Here is an 18,618-nt window from a genome sequence, read left to right as displayed (position 1 = left end):
TTTGCGATTCAAATTAGAAAGAAGGAGAAGCTATTCCATAGTATTTTCGGTATTATGTTGTATTGCAGGATCTATATTTTCCTGTGGTGCTGTCTCTCCTGAAAAGTAGGATTCCAATTCTTTTAAAGTTGCTTCTGAAGTATTGATATCGCGCACAATCACTCCTTTGTCTAAAACTACAATGCGCTCGCAAACTTCTGTAACATGAATAAGATCATGGCTAGAAACTAATACCGTTGTGCCCGAAAATTCAGAAAGCTCTTTAATAATTTTTTTCAGCTTAATCTGGGTGCTAGGATCCAGGTTTGCAAAAGGTTCGTCTAACACTACTACTTTTGGATTGCCAATTAAAGCGGCAACAATACCTACTTTCTTTTGGTTTCCTTTGGATAAATCGCGAAGATATTTTTTTCGACCAATGATCTCGCCGTTAAAAAACTCTTCAAATTGCTCTAAAAAACTATTAATATCAGCACGATTTTGATTGCGAAGTTCTCCCACAAAATAGAAATATTCTTCAGGAGTAAGGTAGCCTATTAAAAAACTTTCATCAATAAAAGAGGAAGTGAATGTCTTCCACTCTTCACTTTCGTTTACGGTAATTTCCTGATTAAAAATATTACCCGAAGTTGGCCGAATTAAATCTAGTAACATACTAAAAAATGTAGTTTTCCCGGCTCCATTATTTCCTACTAATCCAAAATTTTGTCCTTGTGGAATTTCTAAATGGTCGATATCTAAAACTTTAGTACCGTTATATACTTTTGAGAGGTTGGTTGCTGTTATCATGCTATTTTATTTACTCGGTTATCGAGATTGAATATACGTTCGCTTTAAATTGATTCTAGGGTTGCTTTTTACTCAGCTAAGTTCTATGCGTCAGTTTGTTTAAAGCCGTGAATCATAATATACTTTTTCTTTTTATACTGAAGTGTGATTTTATCCATCAGGTAATTCCGAAGTAAAAGTCCGATAACTCCTAAAACGCCCAATGCCAGAAGTCCGATATTAAAACTGAATAAATTATAAAACAAGGAAAAAATTCCCGGAGGCACTATTAAGACTGGTATTGCCATAATCCATTGTGCCGCTCCCATTCCCTGATAGTTCATCATAGGACTTTTTTCCAAATCGATTCTTTTTTTATTAAGCGATCCCATAAATAATAAAAACGGGACATTAACACCTAGATTATACAAAGCGCACATCACGATAATTAACATCACATTCCATCCAAAGTAAAGATAAGGTGTGCATAAAATTGTTAGAATAATAATGCTGAAGCTAAGTAATACTGCTTTAGACTCAAGGTATTTTCGCATAGGAATATTTTGAGACATTATCATTTGATAATAAGAGGAATCCCAACTTGGTATAAATTGCCCAAAATTAGTTACAAACATGCCCGTCATAAAAACTCCTGCAAAAATCGGCATAATTTTTAGCCCATCTAAGCCTGTATCACTAAAAAACAACAAGCCGTATAGCACAAAGATAAAAGATAGAAACACGGTTGTTTTGGGGCGTTTATTACGCCAAATCATTTTCATATCTAATTGAAGAAAAGGAGCGATATCACCAAAACGCTTAGTCCATTCAAAATCCTGAGATTTCGCCACTTGTTGTTTAGCTTTTAAACCAGAATCCAGATAAAATTTGTCTAAAAGTATATGTCTAACCACCATAAACAAACCTATACAAATTAGTAGTGGTAGTACTGCCAAATAAGGCATTTGTAATAGAAAGTTTAAGAACACTCCAAATTGCTTACTTAACGAAATAATATCAAAATATTCTAAGCCCGCTAAGACCAAAATCAAAAAGATAAATGGCAAAAAGGATTTAATATTTTCAGCGAATTTCTTTTTAATAAGGAAGTTTAAAAAGTTTAGGGAAAAACTAAAAAAAAGCATTGCTGCGCACCATCCTAAAAGGGAGATTGTACTATAATCAGATTTTATTCCATTCATAATAGCGAATGGCACATAAAAAAGTATAGGAAAAAGATTATAAAAAGAAAATAGTGATTTATATAATACAAAATCTACCAATTTCTTTTTTCTTATATCCTGAACAAGCAAAGGCTTAATTTTAAGCACCGGTAAGCTTTGTAGAAAAAATCTAAAAATCAATTCGAAACCAAGCCAAGCCAACACAAATTCATTGAATTTTAAAAGCGGAACTTCATCCGGATACATTTCTTTTAGAAAAGGATGTAATCCAACACCAAAACCTAAAAAAATAACTGCGAAATAGAGCCCCAAAAAACCCAATAAAATTTTAACGCCAAGGCTTTTACCAAAACTAGCGCTACGAGTAAAAGATTTCCACTCTAAGCTGAGTAATTTACCAATCATAAAAGAATGCTTTACTTACATGTGTCTAAATTTAGTTTTTTGTTACAAGAGAATTAATAATTTAACTTAAGTTCTGGATATATTTCTATCAATATTTCTTCTTTTCTTGAAGGAAGTACAACTACTGCTATATAATGGATTACAAAAGAAAATGTGATTAGTATTGCCATAATAATAGATCCAATATCAACCGGAACTATTTTATCAAAATGAATTAGCAAATACCCCGGAAAGAAAGATATTGCCGCAATTTGACCAACATTTAAAATCATTTCTTCTAAAAGATATATTTTTTCATTTCTTTTTGCTCGTTTTTTCTTCTTACGGTTCAGTTTAATAAGTTGGTAAAAAAGAAGAATCATCTCCAAGAGAACAATAGAGGCAATTATAATTTTTCCAAACTCAAGCTTTGTAAGACTCCAAAATATAAAGGAAACTACGCCTATAATTAGTAGTACCTTCGGAAGTTTTAAGAAAGTTAAAGCTTCATTTAAGACCAGATTCCAGTAAGTTTTTGTCATCGCCTTTTGTCTCGCCTCCACAACTTCTAAAAATCCAAATACACCAAACTTTTTAAACTCTTGCTGAAGCACCTCTTCAAATTCAAAACTTGGGTTTTGGCTCCATTTTTCTTCAATGGCAGATGCTAAATGATCTACTAATTCAGTTTGCACATCATAATATTCTACAAGGTGCTCGCGAGTAAATCGGTACAGTCTATCTGTTTGATTTTGATTTACTTTTCTCATAAATTAATATCGTTTACATAAAAAGTATCGTGCTAAAAGTTCATTATTACGAAAACTTTCTCTGGACATTTATATGTTTAGTATACAGGCTGATTAAATAAATTGAAAAGCAAAGCATCATTGCCATGAAAACGAAGAACAGTATGTTATGAACAATCGATGGGTTTTGTAAATCTTTTTCGAAGATTTCTATAATTAATAGTATACTCATTGGAACAAACATTTTAAATTCTCTTAGTAAAAAATGACTGTAAATCGTTTGATTTCCGTTTTTCAACTTCTTATAGACAAACGATACAAAGAGTCCTGAAACTATTAAAAATGAACAAATTAAATAAGACAGGTTACTAAATAACTCATTTTGAGTTTGGAAGAGAATCCAAAGTAAACCTACTAATATCAAAGAAATGATACTTAGCGGTAATATCATTTTCAAATAAGTTCGCTTAATTTCCTCATAAATTATACTAGGATACATCTCCTTCCCTAATAACCATCTATTTTGTTTTAAGATAAAGGCATTTTCCCATTTCGAAAAAACGCTATCAGAAGCTACTTTAAAACTTAAATTTTCCGAAGACATTTTCTCTTCTATTTCACTGGCAATATGATCTATAAGTTCTTCCTGAATTTCACAAAAAACAACACCTTTGTAGAAAAGTATTTTTCGGATATCATCTATTTGTTCGGTCTTCAAATACTTCATCTTAGATACTGAATTTAGGATTTATAATTCCTTGTATATTTTCAATAAATTGTTCTAACTCATTAATTTTATTCACCTTCTCTTTATTTCCAGCCTCAGTAAGTTTGTAATATTTCCGAAGCCGATTATCTACTTTTTTTACCTCAACCTCCAAAAATCCATCAGCTTCTAACTTATGCAGCGCGGGATAAAGCGCTCCTTCTGTGATTTTCAATTCTCCTTGGGTAATATCTTTTACCTTTTGGGTAATTTCATAACCATACATTTTATCGCTTTCAGCTAAAAGTTTTAAAATGATGGTAGATAAACTACCCTTATATAATTTTGAATTTGACATTTTAGATCAATTATACCGATTCTAATATACATAAATTTCTTATGCATAAAACACTTAGGTATAATATTTTAAATTTTTAATCTTTTAAAACACAGCTTACTTTGTATTTTTGCCCACAAATTATTTTTTGATGAGTACATTTCATAAACTGAAAATAAAGGAAGTAATTAGAGAAACTGCACAAGCTGTTAGTCTTTCTTTTGAAATTCCGGCTGAATTGAAAGAAGAATTCAAATTCAAGGCAGGGCAATATATTACTATTAAAGCAGATGTAGAAGGCAAAGAATTACGTAGAGCATATTCGCTTTGTTCTGCCCCTAATTCCGACGAATTTAAAGTTACAGTAAAAGAAGTTGAGGGTGGTAAATTCTCTGTATTAGCCAACAATAGCTTAAAAGCAGGTGATACTTTAGAAGTTCATCCGCCCGAAGGAAAATTTATTTTAGAACCTTCTGAAGCTTCAAGAACCTATGCAGCTTTTGCTGCTGGAAGTGGAATTACGCCAATATTATCGATTATAAAGACAGTTCTTAATAACGAAAGCCATAGCCGCTTTATTCTTACCTACGGAAATAAATCTCCAGAAGATACCATTTTCTTTAAAGAACTTTTAGAGCTACAAGCAGCCTATCCAGATCGTTTATTTGTAGAATTTGTCTTTAGTAGAACCCGGGAAGAAAATTCTCATTTTGGCCGTATCGAAACAAGTACGGTTAATTTTGTGATGAAAAATAAATTTAAAGATCATCCTTTTGATGCGGTGTATTTATGCGGTCCAGAAGAAATGATTAATCATGTTAGCGAAGTACTAACAAATAATGATATTGCTGAAGAAAATATTTATTACGAACTATTTACCAGTAATGATACCGGAGAAGTAGAAGCCAACCTAGAAGGACAGTCACAAATCACTATTTTAGTGGATGATGAGGAAACTAGTTTTGTGATGAATCAAAACGATATTATTCTGGATGCTGCTTTAGAACACGATCTTGATGTTCCTTATTCTTGCCAGGGTGGAATTTGCAGTAGCTGTATTGCCAGAATTACTGAAGGTAAAGCTGAAATGCGTAAAAATCAGATTCTCACCGACGATGAAATTGAAGAAGGCCTAATTTTAACCTGCCAGGCACATCCGCTTACTCCATCTATTAAGGTAGATTACGATGATGTTTAATCGTCATTAAAAAATGAAATATAACAAAGGCTTTTAGTTGATTCTAAAGGCCTTTTTTAATTTTTTGAGGTAAGCCTCTCGAATAATTATAGAATAGCGAAAAAACAGATTTAGAACTATTTTATGCTGAAATTTGAATGATTTAAATTCAAATTTGATGTTTTTAAACTGAATTTTTAGAGTACGTGAAGGTGTAAACTAATAATTACAAAACAGAATGTATCTTATCAACCACCATAGCCGGTGTGATCGTTCTTATGGCATATTCATAACCCTCTGGATATTTATTCCCGTAGATAGAGGTAGGAATTTTAGGAAATTTTTCTAAATCTGGAATCAAAGAATTTTCTAAAGACTGCCCAAATGGCTTAAAACCAGCAAAAGGATGTGTAACGCCCCAAATACTAATTACGGGCACTCCATACATTGCGGCCATATGGCCATTTCCGCTATCCATAGAAAGCATTGCATCAAGATTGGAGATTAGAGCCAGCTCTTCTTCAAAAGATAAAAGTCCGGCTACGCTTATACAATTCTCGAACTGATTTTCCCAGGATTGCAGCTTTTTAGTTTCAGCATTTCCACCGCCAAATAAAAATATCTGAGTATTATTTTCAGTATTCAGCATTTTTAGAACTTCCTCCATAAGATCTGCTGGATATACTTTAGAATCATGTTGTGCAAAAGGTGCAATTCCCAGCCATTTTTTAGGAGATTGAGATATAATTTCGCTGATTTTGGCCGGAATTTGCTGCTTCTCTGGAAAAATATGAGCTTTGAAATCGAGCGGAAAACCTAGTTCCGCAAAAACATCTGCATAGCGCTGATGGGTGCTTTTCAATTCCCTAAAAAGCTTGTGATCTTCGCGGGTTAGTTTCTTTTTTTCAGATCTTCCTTTATCAATTTGCTTCACGGGAATTCCAAAAAGATAAAAAACCGACTTAAGCACATTACTACGCAACACATTATGAAGATCGGCTACCATTTCAATTTCATGATTTCTTAACTCGCGCGCTAATCGTCCCAATCCCATTACACCGTTATGCTCGCCCTTCACGTCGGCTTCATAAATTTCTACATTTGGAATTCCTTTAAACATAGGCGCAAAAAATGGCCTGGTAAGAAAAGTAATTTTACAATTAGGATAGGTGGACATAAAGGTCCTAATCACCGGAACCGTCATGGCTACGTCGCCCATCGCCGATAAACGAATAGCAAGAATATGAGCACTTTTCTCTCTATTCACTTCTGGAATATGTTGATTTTTAGTGCTCATATTTCTTTTATTTGTTTCTAAGAACCGGGTTTAACTCGTCGTCATTATACATCTTCATCTGCTTATAGACTTTCATGTATTTATCTCCGCTTTCAATATCTTTTAAAAACTGATCGATTGCTGAAGAAAGATCTACTCGTTGCTCTAATAAAACATCTAATTTCGCCTGGCATTTTTCTTTATGATCGGTAGATGCATCTTCTCGAGTTGCTTCTTCATGCATATGATAGATTTTAAGCGCAAGAATCGACAATCTGTCTACACCCCAAGCCGGACTTTCGGTATTGATTGTCGCATTATCTTTAGGCTCAACTGCTTTATATTTTTCAAGAAAATAGCTATCTATATATTCTACGGTATCGGTACGATCCTGGTTAGAAGCATCAATAAGTCGTTTCAATTTTAAACCAGCAATAGGATCGATATTTGGATCTCTTACAATGTCTTCGTAATGCCACTGCACTGTGTCTATCCAACATTTTCTATAAAGAAGGTGCTCGATAAGTTGTGCTTCGCTATCGTAAGGATTTGTAAAAGGCTGATCTACATTATCCAATTCATGATATTTTTCAATCACTTCCTGAAAGATCTTATTCGCTTTATCTGTAAACATTATGTTGATTTTTTAAAAAGAACTAATTTAAAACGCCTATAAACTTTAAAATTGAAATATTAGGCGTTTTTATTGAATATTTAAAAACTGAAGAGCAAAGATATTATAAAATCTATGACTCTTAAAACGTAATCTATATGCTATTAATCCTGAATGAATAACACACCAAAGGGCATTAAAATTAGAATAATCAATAAAATCTCCCTAAAAATCTTATCTCTACCGTTATCAAAGTAATTAGAAACAATAATACTAAGCGGTATAAAGAAAAAGATCAATTCGCTACCATTCTTACTAGGAGCCAAAACACCAACGGCAATTCCTATAATTAGGGTAAATAAAATTAGATTTAAAGAAGGTCTTAGACTCACACCGGCTTTCCGAATTATAGAAAAATAATAAACAAGCGACCATACAGTAAGTGCAAGAATAATACTAATAGGCGTTAGAAATTTAAATGACTGGTAATTAGAAAAATTGAAATTATAATCCTGATACCAATTAGAAAATAAATAGAACTGATCTTTTACCAAAAGATTAATTGAGCAGTAAATCATATACACACATACTGCTGAAACTATAGGAATTAACCAGTTTTTTGGTCTTGGGCTATAAATTACAATACCTCCAAAAACAATTAATAAGAATAAAATCGACCAGAAATAAAAGAGTGAAGCAATACAAATCCATAAAGCTGCATCAAATATCTTTTTCTGAACAGAAATTTGTGACTTAAGACTAATAATACGCCTTAAAGCCATTAAAATTAGAGTTGCTGAAATGATAATATTATAATCTTTAAGCAAAGAAAGAAAAGAAGCGCAAAAGACAGAAAATAGCAGTACCTTATACGCGCTTCTTTGTGTTAAATCATTCTTTTTGGCCACAAAATTCAGCAAAAAAAGGGAAAACATTAAGCACAAGAAAACGCCTAAAATCTTAAAAAACTTAAAGATCTCGAAGTCCAAAAACCAGTTCTGAAAATTTGCTGATATGAAAAATCCAGAAAGCAATAGGATAACAAGAGCAATATTTATTGGTTTTGATTTGGCAAAAAAGCTTGTTAGCATTGCTCTTTTTTCTATTTTTGTAGTGTTAAACTAACAATGTTAAACGATGAATGAATTTTTTAATGGAATCTCATGGCTGTTTGAAGAAGTTCTTCTAAAGCCACTAGATTGGTTACGTTCTCTGGAACTAGACACCTGGTGGGGTGCTAACGCCATCAACTTTGTATTTATTATCATTGGAATGATCGCATTTGCCTACTGGTGTAAGCAACTTAAAATATTCCAAGATGCTGATGACGAAAACACAAGATCTAAACCTTATTTAGGTTAATCTAAGTCGAAGCCTAGATCTTTTCTAAAATACATCTTATCAAAATGTAGTTTCTCTACATTTTGGTAAGATTTTTTTAGTGCCTGTTCGTAATCTTCTCCAAACGCGGTTACTGCAATTACTCGCCCTCCATTGGTAACTACTTTGCCGTCTTTTAATGTAGTTCCTGCATGAAAAACAATTGCATCTTCTACATTCTCTATACCGGTAATTTCTTTTCCTTTTTCGTAAGCCTCAGGATAGCCTCCAGAAACCAACATTACAGTTGTAGCTGCTCTGTCATCGATTTCTAAGTTTACCTCATCAAGTCTTCCCTGTGCTGCTTTTGTCAATACTTCAACCAAATCTGATTTTACTCGTGGTAAAACCACTTCGGTCTCGGGATCTCCCATTCTTACATTGTACTCGATCACATAAGGTTCTTCACCAACTTTAATCAAACCAATAAAAATAAATCCTTTGTAATCTATATTTTCTTCAGCAAGACCATCTACCGTAGGTTTTACGATACGATCTTCGATTTTCTGCATAAATTCTTCATTGGCAAACGGCACTGGCGAGATTGCTCCCATTCCTCCAGTATTTAAACCAGTATCGCCTTCACCTATTCGTTTGTAATCTTTTGCTGTTGGTAAAATTTTGTAGTTTTTACCGTCTGTCAAAACAAATACACTCAGCTCGATACCATCCAAAAATTCTTCGATCACTACTTTTGCGCTGGCTTCACCAAACTTTTGGTTCTTCAGCATATTTTCCAATTCGGCTTTAGCTTCAGCAAGATCGTTGAGAATTAACACGCCTTTCCCGGCAGCTAAACCATCGGCTTTAAGTACATAAGGAGGCTTTAAAGTTTCTAAAAAGGTTTTTCCCGCTTCTAAACTTTCTATCGTAAAACTCTCGTAAGCAGCAGTAGGAATTTTATGTATTAGCATAAATTCTTTAGCTCGCTCTTTGCTTCCTTCTAAGAGTGCTCCTCGTTTAGAAGGACCTACAATTAATAGTTCTTTTAATTCTGTGTCTTGCCTACAAAAATCAGTAATTCCTTTAACTAGTGGATCTTCTGGTCCTACCACCAGCATTTCGATATTTTTTTCAAGAATAAAATCTTTAATACCGGAAAAATCTCCTACATTTAGGCTTATATTTTCCCCAACTTTTGAAGTTCCGGCGTTTCCGGGAGCTATGTATAGTTTATCGCATTTTGGACTTTGTGCAATTTTGTAAGCAAAAGTATGCTCTCTACCGCCTGAACCTAGTATTAAGATTTTCATTTTTTATATATTTTGGACTTCAAAAATAATTGTTTGTAAATTGAAGCGCCAATAAAATCAAAGAAAAAAACACTGATAAGTTTTGGACTGGTTTAAACTTTCGCTTCAATTCAATAAATTCCCTGTTAATCGGGCGCGCAAGATACTTGATGATATTCAAAAAATTCCTGAAGAAGACTATCAAAACTTTGTAGAAAAGAAAAAGCGTGAAATTGTTGAATTTCATCTTAGAAACAATAATTTCTATAAAGATTTTATCGGAGAACGGTCTATAGAAAATTGGGAGAATATTCCGGTAATGACGAAGAAGGATCTTCAAATACCTCTTAACAACAGACTTAGCAAAGGATTTAATTTAAAAAACACATATATAGGAAAAACTTCTGGTAGTAGCGGCCATCCTTTTATTTTTGCGAAAGACAGGTTATGCCATGCTATGGCTTGGGAAGGTTTTAACGATCATTATAACTGGCACGGGATTGATTTGAACAAATCGCTACAAGCAAGGTTTTATGGTATCCCGTTAGATTTTTATGGTAATCTGCAAGAGCGCATAAAAGATAGAATAAGTTTAAGGCGTCGCTTTACCATTTTTGACCTTAGCGATGCAAAATTGCAAAGTTTTCTTAACCGTTTTAAAAAGAGCAATTTTAATTATATTAATGGATATACGAGTGCAATCTTATTATTCGCTAAATTTCTACAGAAAAAAGAAATCGTACTTAAGAATATTTGCCCAAGTTTAAAATTATGCATCGTAACTTCTGAGCGATTGTTTGATAAAGACAAAGAAATTATTGAAAAAGCCATTGGCGTTCCGGTTATTAATGAATACGGCGCAAGTGAGGTTGGACTTATTGCTTTCGAAAACCAAAAAAGGGAATGGTGTCTAAATTCTAAAGATCTTTATATTGAAATTGTAGACCAAAACAATAAAACTTTGCCTGTTGGACAAGAGGGAAAAGTAATAATTACATCGCTTTACAATAGAGCACATCCTATAATTAGATACGCTATAGGGGACGTTGGAATTTTAGATGAAAAAAGCACGGCAAAACAACCAATCTTAAAATCACTAATTGGAAGAACAAGTGATGTGGCTAAACTAGCTGATGGCAAAGTAGTACCAGGTCTCACATTTTATTACGTTACCAAAACGATTATTGACGATGCCGGTAGCACGAAAGAGTTTGTAATTACACAAACAAATTTGGATACTTTTGAGATTGAATATGTTAGAGAAACTGATTTTAAGAAGGAAGAAATTTCTAAAATAGCCGATGCGGTAGAAAAATATGTTGGCAAAAATCTGAAAGTAAATTTTAAGCGGAAACTAGTTTTGAACAGAAACAAAAATGGTAAATTAAAGCAATTTACCTCTTTAGTCGAATGATACGGTTTGCTTAGACTTCACCAAAAAATGCTCGCCCAAAAAAACAAACATCCAATACAAGCTTTTCAGTTTACCAAAACCTAAAACTTGGTTGTAAATTTTAAAATTGTAAGAGAGCATTGCAAATTTGTTTTCAGAAACCGATCCTTTTCTAATTCTGTAGAAAGCTAAAGAATCCTCTATTCCGTGGGCTGTTCCTCCTTTTTCAACAACCGCAAGCCACATAGCCCAATCCTGACGCTTTCTAATTTCGGGCAGATATATTTTTCCTATTTTTGCAGCATTATACATTCCGGTAAGATTACCAATGTAATTGCTTCGCATCAGTTTTTGATAATTTACAAATGGTAAGGATTCAATTTTTTGCTTTAATAATTTACCCTGCTCGTCTATTTTTTCATAACTGCTATAAACAATGTTTACTTTATTCTCTAAGCAGAAATTGAGCTGTTTAGAGAGCTTTTCTTTCTTCCAAAGATCATCTGCGTCTAGAAATGCAATAAACTCCCCATTTGCTTCTTTTAACGCCTTGTTACGAGAAAAACCTGCGCCCCTATTTGATTTATTTCTGAAAACTTTAATTCGCTTATCTTTTTCTGAAAAAGCTGAAATTATTTTAAAAGTTTCGTCTTTAGAAAAATCGTCGACAATAATGAGTTCCCAATTTTGGTAATCCTGACTTATTACGGAAGCAATAGATGAAGCGATATAATTATTAGAATTATATGCAGGCATAATTATCGAAACAAGAGGACGCTGCATTTTATCTATTTTCGATTATGCTTACTAAAATCCTTATGTTCTTTCTTTAATAGATCTTCTTTAGATAGATTTTTGAAGTAATTATAAGTGATGCGCATTCCCTCTTCCCTACTCACTGCAGGCTGCCAGCCAAGAATATCCTTTGCCCGTGTAATATCTGGCTGTCTTTGCATTGGATCGTCCTTAGGAAGTTTCTTATAAACTATTTTTTGATCTGTGCCGGTGAGCTTTATAATCTCTTCAGCAAAATCATTAATGGTTAATTCATCTGGATTACCAATATTTACTGGCTGACTGTAATCACTTAGTAAAAGTCTGTATATTCCTTCAATTTGATCGTCTACATAGCAAAAGGATCTTGTTTGGGTACCATCGCCAAAAACAGTTAAGTTTTCTCCTCTTAAGGATTGCCCAATAAACGCAGGAATAACGCGACCATCATTTAATCGCATTCGCGGGCCATACGTATTAAATATCCGAACTATTCTTGTTTCTATTCCGTGGAATCTGTGATAAGCCATCGTTAATGATTCCTGAAAACGTTTTGCTTCATCATAAACTCCTCTTGGTCCTATAGTATTTACATTTCCGTAATAATCTTCAGATTGCGGATGCACCAAAGGATCACCATAAATTTCTGAAGTTGAAGCAATTAAAATTCTAGCGCCTTTCTCTTTGGCTAAACCTAAACAATGATGTGTTCCTAAAGAACCAACCTTTAAAGTTTGAATAGGAATTTTTAGATAATCAATGGGGCTGGCAGGAGATGCAAAATGTAAAATATAATCTAGTTTGCCCGGTACATGGATAAATTTAGTAACATCATGATTATAAAACTCGAAATTCTCGTTCTTAAAAAGATGCTCGATATTTCGAATATCACCAGTTATCAAATTATCCATTCCTAAAACACGATAACCTTCTTTAATAAATCTATCGCATAGATGTGATCCCAAGAATCCTGCTGCTCCTGTAATTAATACAGTTTTGCCCATTTATTTTTTATTAATCGATTTTAATCTAATTATTTTCAACCTCAAGTTAAGCAGAAGCGCTCTAAGAATTAAAAATTTGCTCTAAAATCTTTTCAGTAATTAAATAGGTTGGTTTAACTCCTGTAGTTCCTAAACCTCCAGATGCTAAAGTGCTACCAGTTTCTAAAGGATTATCTGAAGCATAATAAGCATAACGAACCTGTACATCTTCTGCGATACTTTTTCTAAGCTTACTTGCAGCCTGAATTGCTTTTTGATAATGTACGCCTTCCATTTCTAATCCGCTTACATTCCAGGTTGAATCATGGAAAAACTTAAGAATATCTCTATTTTGAAGTGACGTACCTAAAACGGTAATCATGCTACCATCTACAACTTTTATTCCGTGGCCCTCAAGATCATCTTTTTTAAGCTCATTTTTAAAAGGATAGTTATCTGCTGTACCTTCAAAAATATGTGCCGAAGGAATCATAATATCTCCTTTACCACCTTCTAAAATGCCGGCTTTTCCCATAATGGAAACCGATCTCACATTCATCTTTATTTCTTCTCCATCAAGAATATAAGGCTTTAAAAGCTCGTCCATCGTTTCATAAGCCTGCTCACCAAACGCATAATCCATAACTATAATTACAGGCTTCTCTTCTTCTTTTAAGCTTTTGAAGTTTTCGTTTCTAAAGCCTTCTTCAAGCATAGCTGTATCGAATATCTGAACATCGATATTAGTACCGCTTTCATCTTCTAAAAACCTCATACCGGCTGATAGTGCCATCTTCATTACTTTTTGACGTACCTGCCCATTAGAAGAATCACTTAGCATTTCGTAAACCTGAAGAATATCTTTTTTCTTGATTTCATTTTTAAGCGCTAAAGGAGCATAAAGCGTATTCATAACACTATGCATGTTCGCACTTATAATATGGATTGGACGTTGCACCAAATCGCTATCTACCAAACTTTTCTTAATCTTATCTGCCCAAACTTCACCATGAATATGATGTCCTAAACGTTCTCTAAGAATCGGGCTAAAAGTAATGATTCTCTTATCATTGTTTACCGTTTCCTCGATCGCTAGTTTGCCCATCCAGTAAATAATATGCAAAAACTGCTCTGGATTCTCTCGGGTAGAAAACTTAGGATAAATTGTGGAAACTTCGTAAAACGTTCTACCTAAAATATTTGCCGCGTGGGTAAGCGCAATTTCACGTTCAGATTTATCAATTTCTTCTTTAGAAAGCACAACAGCTTCAAGTTTTTTCCAATCCCGGGTTACACTCCCGTCCTCATCGATAACTACTCGTCTCATAATTTTATGAGATTCGATGAATAAGAAAGTTAGGTGCGTTAGGATATCATAAATTTCAGATCGTCCTCTGGTTATTTCAATATTCATTTGCTCCTCGTCGATACGGTAGCAATTTCTTCGACGTTTGGGTGGTACTATTGGCTGAAAATGAGAATCTCCATACCCCTCATCACTGGTAAGGTTAATATAACGACATTGTTCTATACCTAAAGGTAGACGTTCTAATACATATAACAATCCGTTTAATTCAGCTTTATCTTCAGCAACAGAACCATAAATCTCGGGGCGCAATGCTAATAAACCTTCTCGCAATGTCTCTCCAGAAACACCCATAGGTTTATAAAAACCACGATTAAATAAATGTCTCATAGTAATGTACATACGCTCAATAGCGTTAGTACTTTCCTGTGCTCTTGTTCTACCTTCCAATTTCAAATTCTATAATTTTTTTATTTCTTAATTATCTTTTCTAAAACCTCAGCAATCTTACGATCGTTAGAAAGCCTTGGTAACTTGTTTTGTCCGCCTAATTTGCCTATAGATTTCATATATTCTTGAAAGCCATTTTTCGGGATTTTGGTGACTTTTACTGGCTGCAGAATATTCCCTTCAATTAAATCGAAATAATAGGAATTTTGCTGCTGAAGTGATTGATCTAATGTATCCCGAAATTTTGTAAAATCTTCAGGTTCTTTTTCAAACTCGATAAACCACTCGTGATAAGGCAATTCTCCTGCTGAAGGATTTACTTGTGGTGCAACAGTAAATTCGTTAATTCTAGCTCCTGTATTATCTGAAGCTACCTGCATTGCTTCTTCTACTTCTTTTGCAATTACGTGCTCCCCGAATGCAGAAATATAATGTTTAATTCTTCCCGAAACCATTAATCGATAAGGCTTCAAGCTGGTAAACTGAACCGTATCACCAACATTATAAGCCCATAAACCGGCGGTACTACTAATGATCATTACATAATTTATTCCCAATTCTACTTCACCAATAGTAAGCCTTTCTGGATTTTCATCAAAGAATGCTTCAGCTTTAATAAACTCGTAAAAAATTCCGCTATTAAGCTGAAGTAACATTCCCTTGGCTTTCTGACTATCCTGAAAGGCAAAAAACCCTTCCGAAGCGGGATATAATTCTATACTATCAACTTTTCTGCCTATTAAATTTTCGAATTTCGACCGATAAGGTTCGTAGTTTACTCCACCATAAATAAATAAGTCAAAATTCTTAAAAATATCACCTACTTTTTTACCGGTTTTTTGTCGAAGCTTTTCAAAATACATCTGCACCCAGCTTGGGATTCCGCTAATCACGGTCATATTTAGATTGCGAGTTTCCTCGACAATGGCATCAACTTTAGTTTCCCAATCTTCGATACAATTGGTCTCCCAACTTGGCATTCTGTTTTTCTGAAGATAACCCGGTACGTAATGCGCAACAATACCCGATAATCTCCCTAATTTTACTCCGTTTTTCTCGGTAAGCTCTGGGCTTCCCTGTAGAAAAATCATTTTACCGTCTACAAACTTCGAATTTCCGGTTTCAGCAATATAACAGAGAATTGCATTTCTCGCCGCTTCGATATGCGTAGGCATACTTTCTTTAGTTATAGGGATATATTTGGCACCGCTGGTTGTCCCAGATGTTTTAGCATAATACAACGGCTTTCCCGGCCACAAAATATCTTCTTGACCATCTACCATCTTATCAACATAAAACCGCAAAGCTTCATAATCTCTTACCGGCACATTTTGGACAAAATCTTTATGAGTTTTTATATTCTCAAAATGATGATCTTTACCAAATTCAGTATTTTTCGATTTTGATATAAGTTCCTGGAAAATTTTCTGCTGAGTCTCAATAGGATTAGAAGACCAAACATCTATTTTCTTTTTTACAGTTTTAGCGAATATTTTTGCGGCAAAAGATTTTAACGACATAAGCTATTCAAAATCAATATAATCGGTTGGGTTTACAGGATTTCCTTCATTCCATAACTCAAAATGTAAATGAGGCCCTGTGGTATATTCTCCGGTAGATCCGGCGGTGGCAACTACTTCTCCGGCTTTCACAAAATCTCCTTGTTCTTTGGTTAAAGACGCATTGTGTTTATAGACCGAAATTAGACCATAATCATGTTTTATAATAATTACATAACCCGTCTCTGTAGTCCATTCAGAAAATATTACTCTACCTTCGGCGACAGATTTTATAGGTGAATTTCTGGCTACTACCACATCTACGGCATAATGTTTATCTTCGGCATTATAGCCTTCAGATATATTACCTTTAACAGGAGGAAATAGCGAAAAATCTATATCATCTGTTGCTCCCGGTAAAATATTGTATTTATCCTCTAAGGCTACTTCTTCCCTAAGCAAGCTATCGGCTCTTGATGGCGGGATAACCTCAACTTCTGGATTATCTTGAGAGAATTTTATAATCGAGTCTTTATTAAGGTTTGAAGATTGCAAATCGCCGGATAATACTCCTTTAATAGATCCTAAAAACTGATTATTTAATTTCAAAACATTTTGTAAAGAATCTGTTCTATAAGCTAAATGGGCTGCCTGCTCTTTTAATTTTGGCGAAGAATAGCCCGGAATATATTCTCTTAGCGGTGTAAAGGCTATAATAAACGTAGTTGCTGCCACTAATAAAATCGCACTCGTCGTTACGAAAACGAAAATATTTAATCGCGTTAATTTTAACGAATATCGTTCCTCAAAAGTATCTTCATTTAAAATTACCATTCGGTATTTATGAAGAAGCTTTTTAGTGAACTTTTTCCTATTTTTTTTCTTTTTCGACATACATAAAAACCTTAAACAAAGATACTGGAAAATTTATGCTTCCTAATAGTTTCGTATTTATTTTAAAATATGCAAAGCTTAACTTTTCATGCAATTTTTATAGTTCAATATTAAAAAAATGGTTTTTAAAGTTATTGATTTGACAAAGCCTAAGTATTTTACACAGATATTAACGTTAATATTAGTTTATTCTTGTTAAGTTTGTAATATAAATACTGAGTTATGAATGCATTTATTTTACCATTAGCTATAGGAGCCCCACAGATTGTGTTAATCGTAATCGTGGTTTTACTGATTTTTGGAGGTCGAAAAATTCCTGAATTGATGAGAGGATTAGGAAGTGGAATTAAAGAGTTTAAGGACGCCTCTAAGGATGATGAAGAAACGACAACAAGCTCTACTTCAGATGCTAAAAAAGTGGAAGACACTAAGTAGTCTTAAAAATATTTAACAAAAAAAGCCCGTTCTTAATCAAACGGGCTTTTTTTATATCCTTCTTCATTTTATTGATTTTGAAATCGTAGCGATTTCAGGATAGCATCCAATTCAAAAACATGATCTCTTTTGCTGCTGGCAGGTCTAAAGACAAATCCTTCAGCTATAACATAGCGATTATTTTTTTCATCCTTAATCGCGTAGTTTACAAAAGGTCCCGCCATAAAAGCGTTGTTAACCTCCCAAGTACCACGAGTTTCGTAAGCAAAGTGGCCATCGATTTTAGTTTCAAATAAATAAGGTGCATAAGCTTCCTCGGTAATCATATAACTTCCCTCAACAGGACCTGGAATATATTTTTCACCTATACTATCACGCATTTTTACAATATTAGCGATTACGCTAGAGTCATTATCGATGGTACTTAACGGAACTTCGTATACTAAAATTTCCATTAGCCCTTTAGGAATTTCTTTTCTTATCCAAATAAAATCGTCATCTTTAGCTGCATATCTGTAGGCTGTTGGGAATTTTAAAGAAACGCCAAAAGTCTCTTCTAAATCTTCATCAGATTCTATAGACTTCCCTATTCTTCGTTGTTTTTCTTTAATTTCTGTAGCTTTTAAAACATCAATAATACTATCTGAAGATGCTTTAATTCTATCAATTATTTGTTGCTGACTTTGCCCGCTGATTATAATTCCCGTTTGAGGAGTAGCGTATTCATCCTTCAAGATCGCTAGGCTATCGGCGCCTTTCTCTACTTTAAGAAAAATTCTGCTACGACGAACAAAACCAGAAAAGGTTTCTGAAGGAATTTGGCTTAAATTGAATAATGGCTCTTCTTGCGGTAAACCTTCTACGGGGGCTGCTAGGTAATCTCTTACAGCATCACCAACCTGGCCTTCCCATAAGCCATTATCCATAACTACAGTTAACTGATTGATGTTTCCAGAAGAATCTGCCAGTATGCGTTGTTCTGGCTCTTCAGATTTGTCTTTACAGGATAGAATCGTAAGGAATGATAATGCGAGGAATACTAGTTTTTTCATTTTACTGGATTGAATTTAAGTTTGGT

General features: G+C 34.0%; 19 protein-coding genes. 4 read left to right on the top strand and 15 right to left on the bottom strand.

Annotated elements, in window-relative coordinates:
- Nucleotides 1-30: 30 nt before the first annotated feature.
- The 5 genes from PBT89_RS00240 to PBT89_RS00220 form a co-directional block, all read right to left on the bottom strand.
- Nucleotides 31-789: an ABC transporter ATP-binding protein gene (locus PBT89_RS00240; protein ID WP_270062883.1), complete on the bottom strand. Its 759-nt coding sequence runs from the start codon at nt 787-789 to the stop codon at nt 31-33.
- An 83-nt stretch (nt 790-872) separates the two neighbouring features.
- Nucleotides 873-2,357, bottom strand: coding sequence for a DUF5687 family protein (locus PBT89_RS00235; protein WP_270062882.1), 1,485 nt, complete (start codon nt 2,355-2,357; stop codon nt 873-875).
- A gap of 53 nt (nt 2,358-2,410) precedes the next feature.
- Nucleotides 2,411-3,106, bottom strand: coding sequence for a hypothetical protein (locus PBT89_RS00230; RefSeq protein ID WP_270062881.1), 696 nt, complete (start codon nt 3,104-3,106; stop codon nt 2,411-2,413).
- 46 nt (nt 3,107-3,152) lie between these two features.
- The gene (locus PBT89_RS00225) at nt 3,153-3,812 is read right to left on the bottom strand and encodes a hypothetical protein (RefSeq protein WP_270062880.1); all 660 of its coding nucleotides are present in this window, start codon (nt 3,810-3,812) and stop codon (nt 3,153-3,155) included.
- A 1-nt stretch (nt 3,813) separates the two neighbouring features.
- Nucleotides 3,814-4,149 (bottom strand): PadR family transcriptional regulator, encoded by a 336-nt coding sequence (locus tag PBT89_RS00220; protein ID WP_270062879.1) that lies wholly within the window; start codon nt 4,147-4,149, stop codon nt 3,814-3,816.
- Between the two features lie 130 nt (nt 4,150-4,279).
- Between PBT89_RS00220 and PBT89_RS00215 the strand changes: the two genes are divergently transcribed.
- Complete coding sequence (locus PBT89_RS00215) at nt 4,280-5,326, top strand: ferredoxin--NADP reductase (protein ID WP_270059723.1); 1,047 nt, start codon at nt 4,280-4,282, stop codon at nt 5,324-5,326.
- A gap of 205 nt (nt 5,327-5,531) precedes the next feature.
- Here PBT89_RS00215 and PBT89_RS00210 read toward each other — a convergent pair whose 3' ends face one another.
- The 3 genes from PBT89_RS00210 to PBT89_RS00200 all read right to left on the bottom strand — a co-directional run bounded on the left by PBT89_RS00210 (nt 5,532) and on the right by PBT89_RS00200 (nt 8,228).
- On the bottom strand, nt 5,532-6,602 hold the full coding sequence (locus tag PBT89_RS00210; RefSeq protein WP_270062878.1) for a glycosyltransferase family 9 protein: 1,071 nt from the start codon (nt 6,600-6,602) through the stop codon (nt 5,532-5,534).
- Nucleotides 6,603-6,609: 7 nt separating this feature from the next.
- Nucleotides 6,610-7,215: a DUF4254 domain-containing protein gene (locus PBT89_RS00205; RefSeq protein WP_270059725.1), complete on the bottom strand. Its 606-nt coding sequence runs from the start codon at nt 7,213-7,215 to the stop codon at nt 6,610-6,612.
- 143 nt (nt 7,216-7,358) lie between these two features.
- Nucleotides 7,359-8,228, bottom strand: a complete 870-nt coding sequence (locus PBT89_RS00200; RefSeq protein ID WP_270064282.1) for a DUF6427 family protein — start codon at nt 8,226-8,228, stop codon at nt 7,359-7,361.
- A 103-nt stretch (nt 8,229-8,331) separates the two neighbouring features.
- Between PBT89_RS00200 and PBT89_RS00195 the strand changes: the two genes are divergently transcribed.
- The gene (locus PBT89_RS00195) at nt 8,332-8,556 is read left to right on the top strand and encodes a DUF6341 family protein (RefSeq protein WP_270059726.1); all 225 of its coding nucleotides are present in this window, start codon (nt 8,332-8,334) and stop codon (nt 8,554-8,556) included.
- On the opposite strand, the gene purD is transcribed toward PBT89_RS00195, so the two are convergent.
- Nucleotides 8,553-9,827, bottom strand: coding sequence for a phosphoribosylamine--glycine ligase (gene purD, locus PBT89_RS00190; RefSeq protein WP_270062877.1), 1,275 nt, complete (start codon nt 9,825-9,827; stop codon nt 8,553-8,555). The genes PBT89_RS00195 and purD overlap by 4 nt on opposite strands.
- An 82-nt stretch (nt 9,828-9,909) precedes the next feature.
- On the opposite strand from purD, the gene PBT89_RS00185 reads away from it, so the two are divergent.
- Nucleotides 9,910-11,220, top strand: coding sequence for a phenylacetate--CoA ligase family protein (locus tag PBT89_RS00185; RefSeq protein WP_270062876.1), 1,311 nt, complete (start codon nt 9,910-9,912; stop codon nt 11,218-11,220).
- Here PBT89_RS00185 and PBT89_RS00180 read toward each other — a convergent pair.
- The 5 genes from PBT89_RS00180 to PBT89_RS00160 form a co-directional block, all read right to left on the bottom strand.
- Complete coding sequence (locus PBT89_RS00180; protein WP_270062875.1) at nt 11,209-11,982, bottom strand: glycosyltransferase family 2 protein; 774 nt, start codon at nt 11,980-11,982, stop codon at nt 11,209-11,211. The two genes, PBT89_RS00185 and PBT89_RS00180, sit on opposite strands and share 12 nt — an antisense overlap.
- A 5-nt stretch (nt 11,983-11,987) precedes the next feature.
- Nucleotides 11,988-12,977 (bottom strand): UDP-glucuronic acid decarboxylase family protein, encoded by a 990-nt coding sequence (locus tag PBT89_RS00175; RefSeq protein ID WP_270059730.1) that lies wholly within the window; start codon nt 12,975-12,977, stop codon nt 11,988-11,990.
- Between the two features lie 61 nt (nt 12,978-13,038).
- The gene (locus tag PBT89_RS00170) at nt 13,039-14,664 is read right to left on the bottom strand and encodes a DUF6909 family protein (protein ID WP_443089618.1); all 1,626 of its coding nucleotides are present in this window, start codon (nt 14,662-14,664) and stop codon (nt 13,039-13,041) included.
- A gap of 68 nt (nt 14,665-14,732) precedes the next feature.
- A complete protein-coding gene (locus PBT89_RS00165; RefSeq protein WP_270062873.1) occupies nt 14,733-16,232 on the bottom strand; it encodes a GH3 auxin-responsive promoter family protein in 1,500 nt (499 codons plus the stop codon).
- Between the two features lie 3 nt (nt 16,233-16,235).
- On the bottom strand, nt 16,236-17,105 hold the full coding sequence (locus tag PBT89_RS00160) for a M23 family metallopeptidase (protein ID WP_270062872.1): 870 nt from the start codon (nt 17,103-17,105) through the stop codon (nt 16,236-16,238).
- 222 nt (nt 17,106-17,327) lie between these two features.
- Between PBT89_RS00160 and PBT89_RS00155 the strand changes: the two genes are divergently transcribed.
- Entirely contained in the window at nt 17,328-17,540 is a 213-nt protein-coding gene (locus PBT89_RS00155; protein WP_270059734.1) for a twin-arginine translocase TatA/TatE family subunit, read from the top strand.
- Nucleotides 17,541-17,608: 68 nt separating this feature from the next.
- Here PBT89_RS00155 and PBT89_RS00150 read toward each other — a convergent pair whose 3' ends face one another.
- Nucleotides 17,609-18,592, bottom strand: coding sequence for a DUF4837 family protein (locus PBT89_RS00150; RefSeq protein WP_270062871.1), 984 nt, complete (start codon nt 18,590-18,592; stop codon nt 17,609-17,611).
- Between the last annotated feature and the right edge of the window lie 26 nt (nt 18,593-18,618).

This window comes from Zunongwangia sp. HRR-M8 (genome assembly GCF_027594405.1).
Classification (GTDB): domain Bacteria; phylum Bacteroidota; class Bacteroidia; order Flavobacteriales; family Flavobacteriaceae; genus Zunongwangia.
This window is presented reverse-complemented; position numbering and strand designations above follow the sequence as displayed.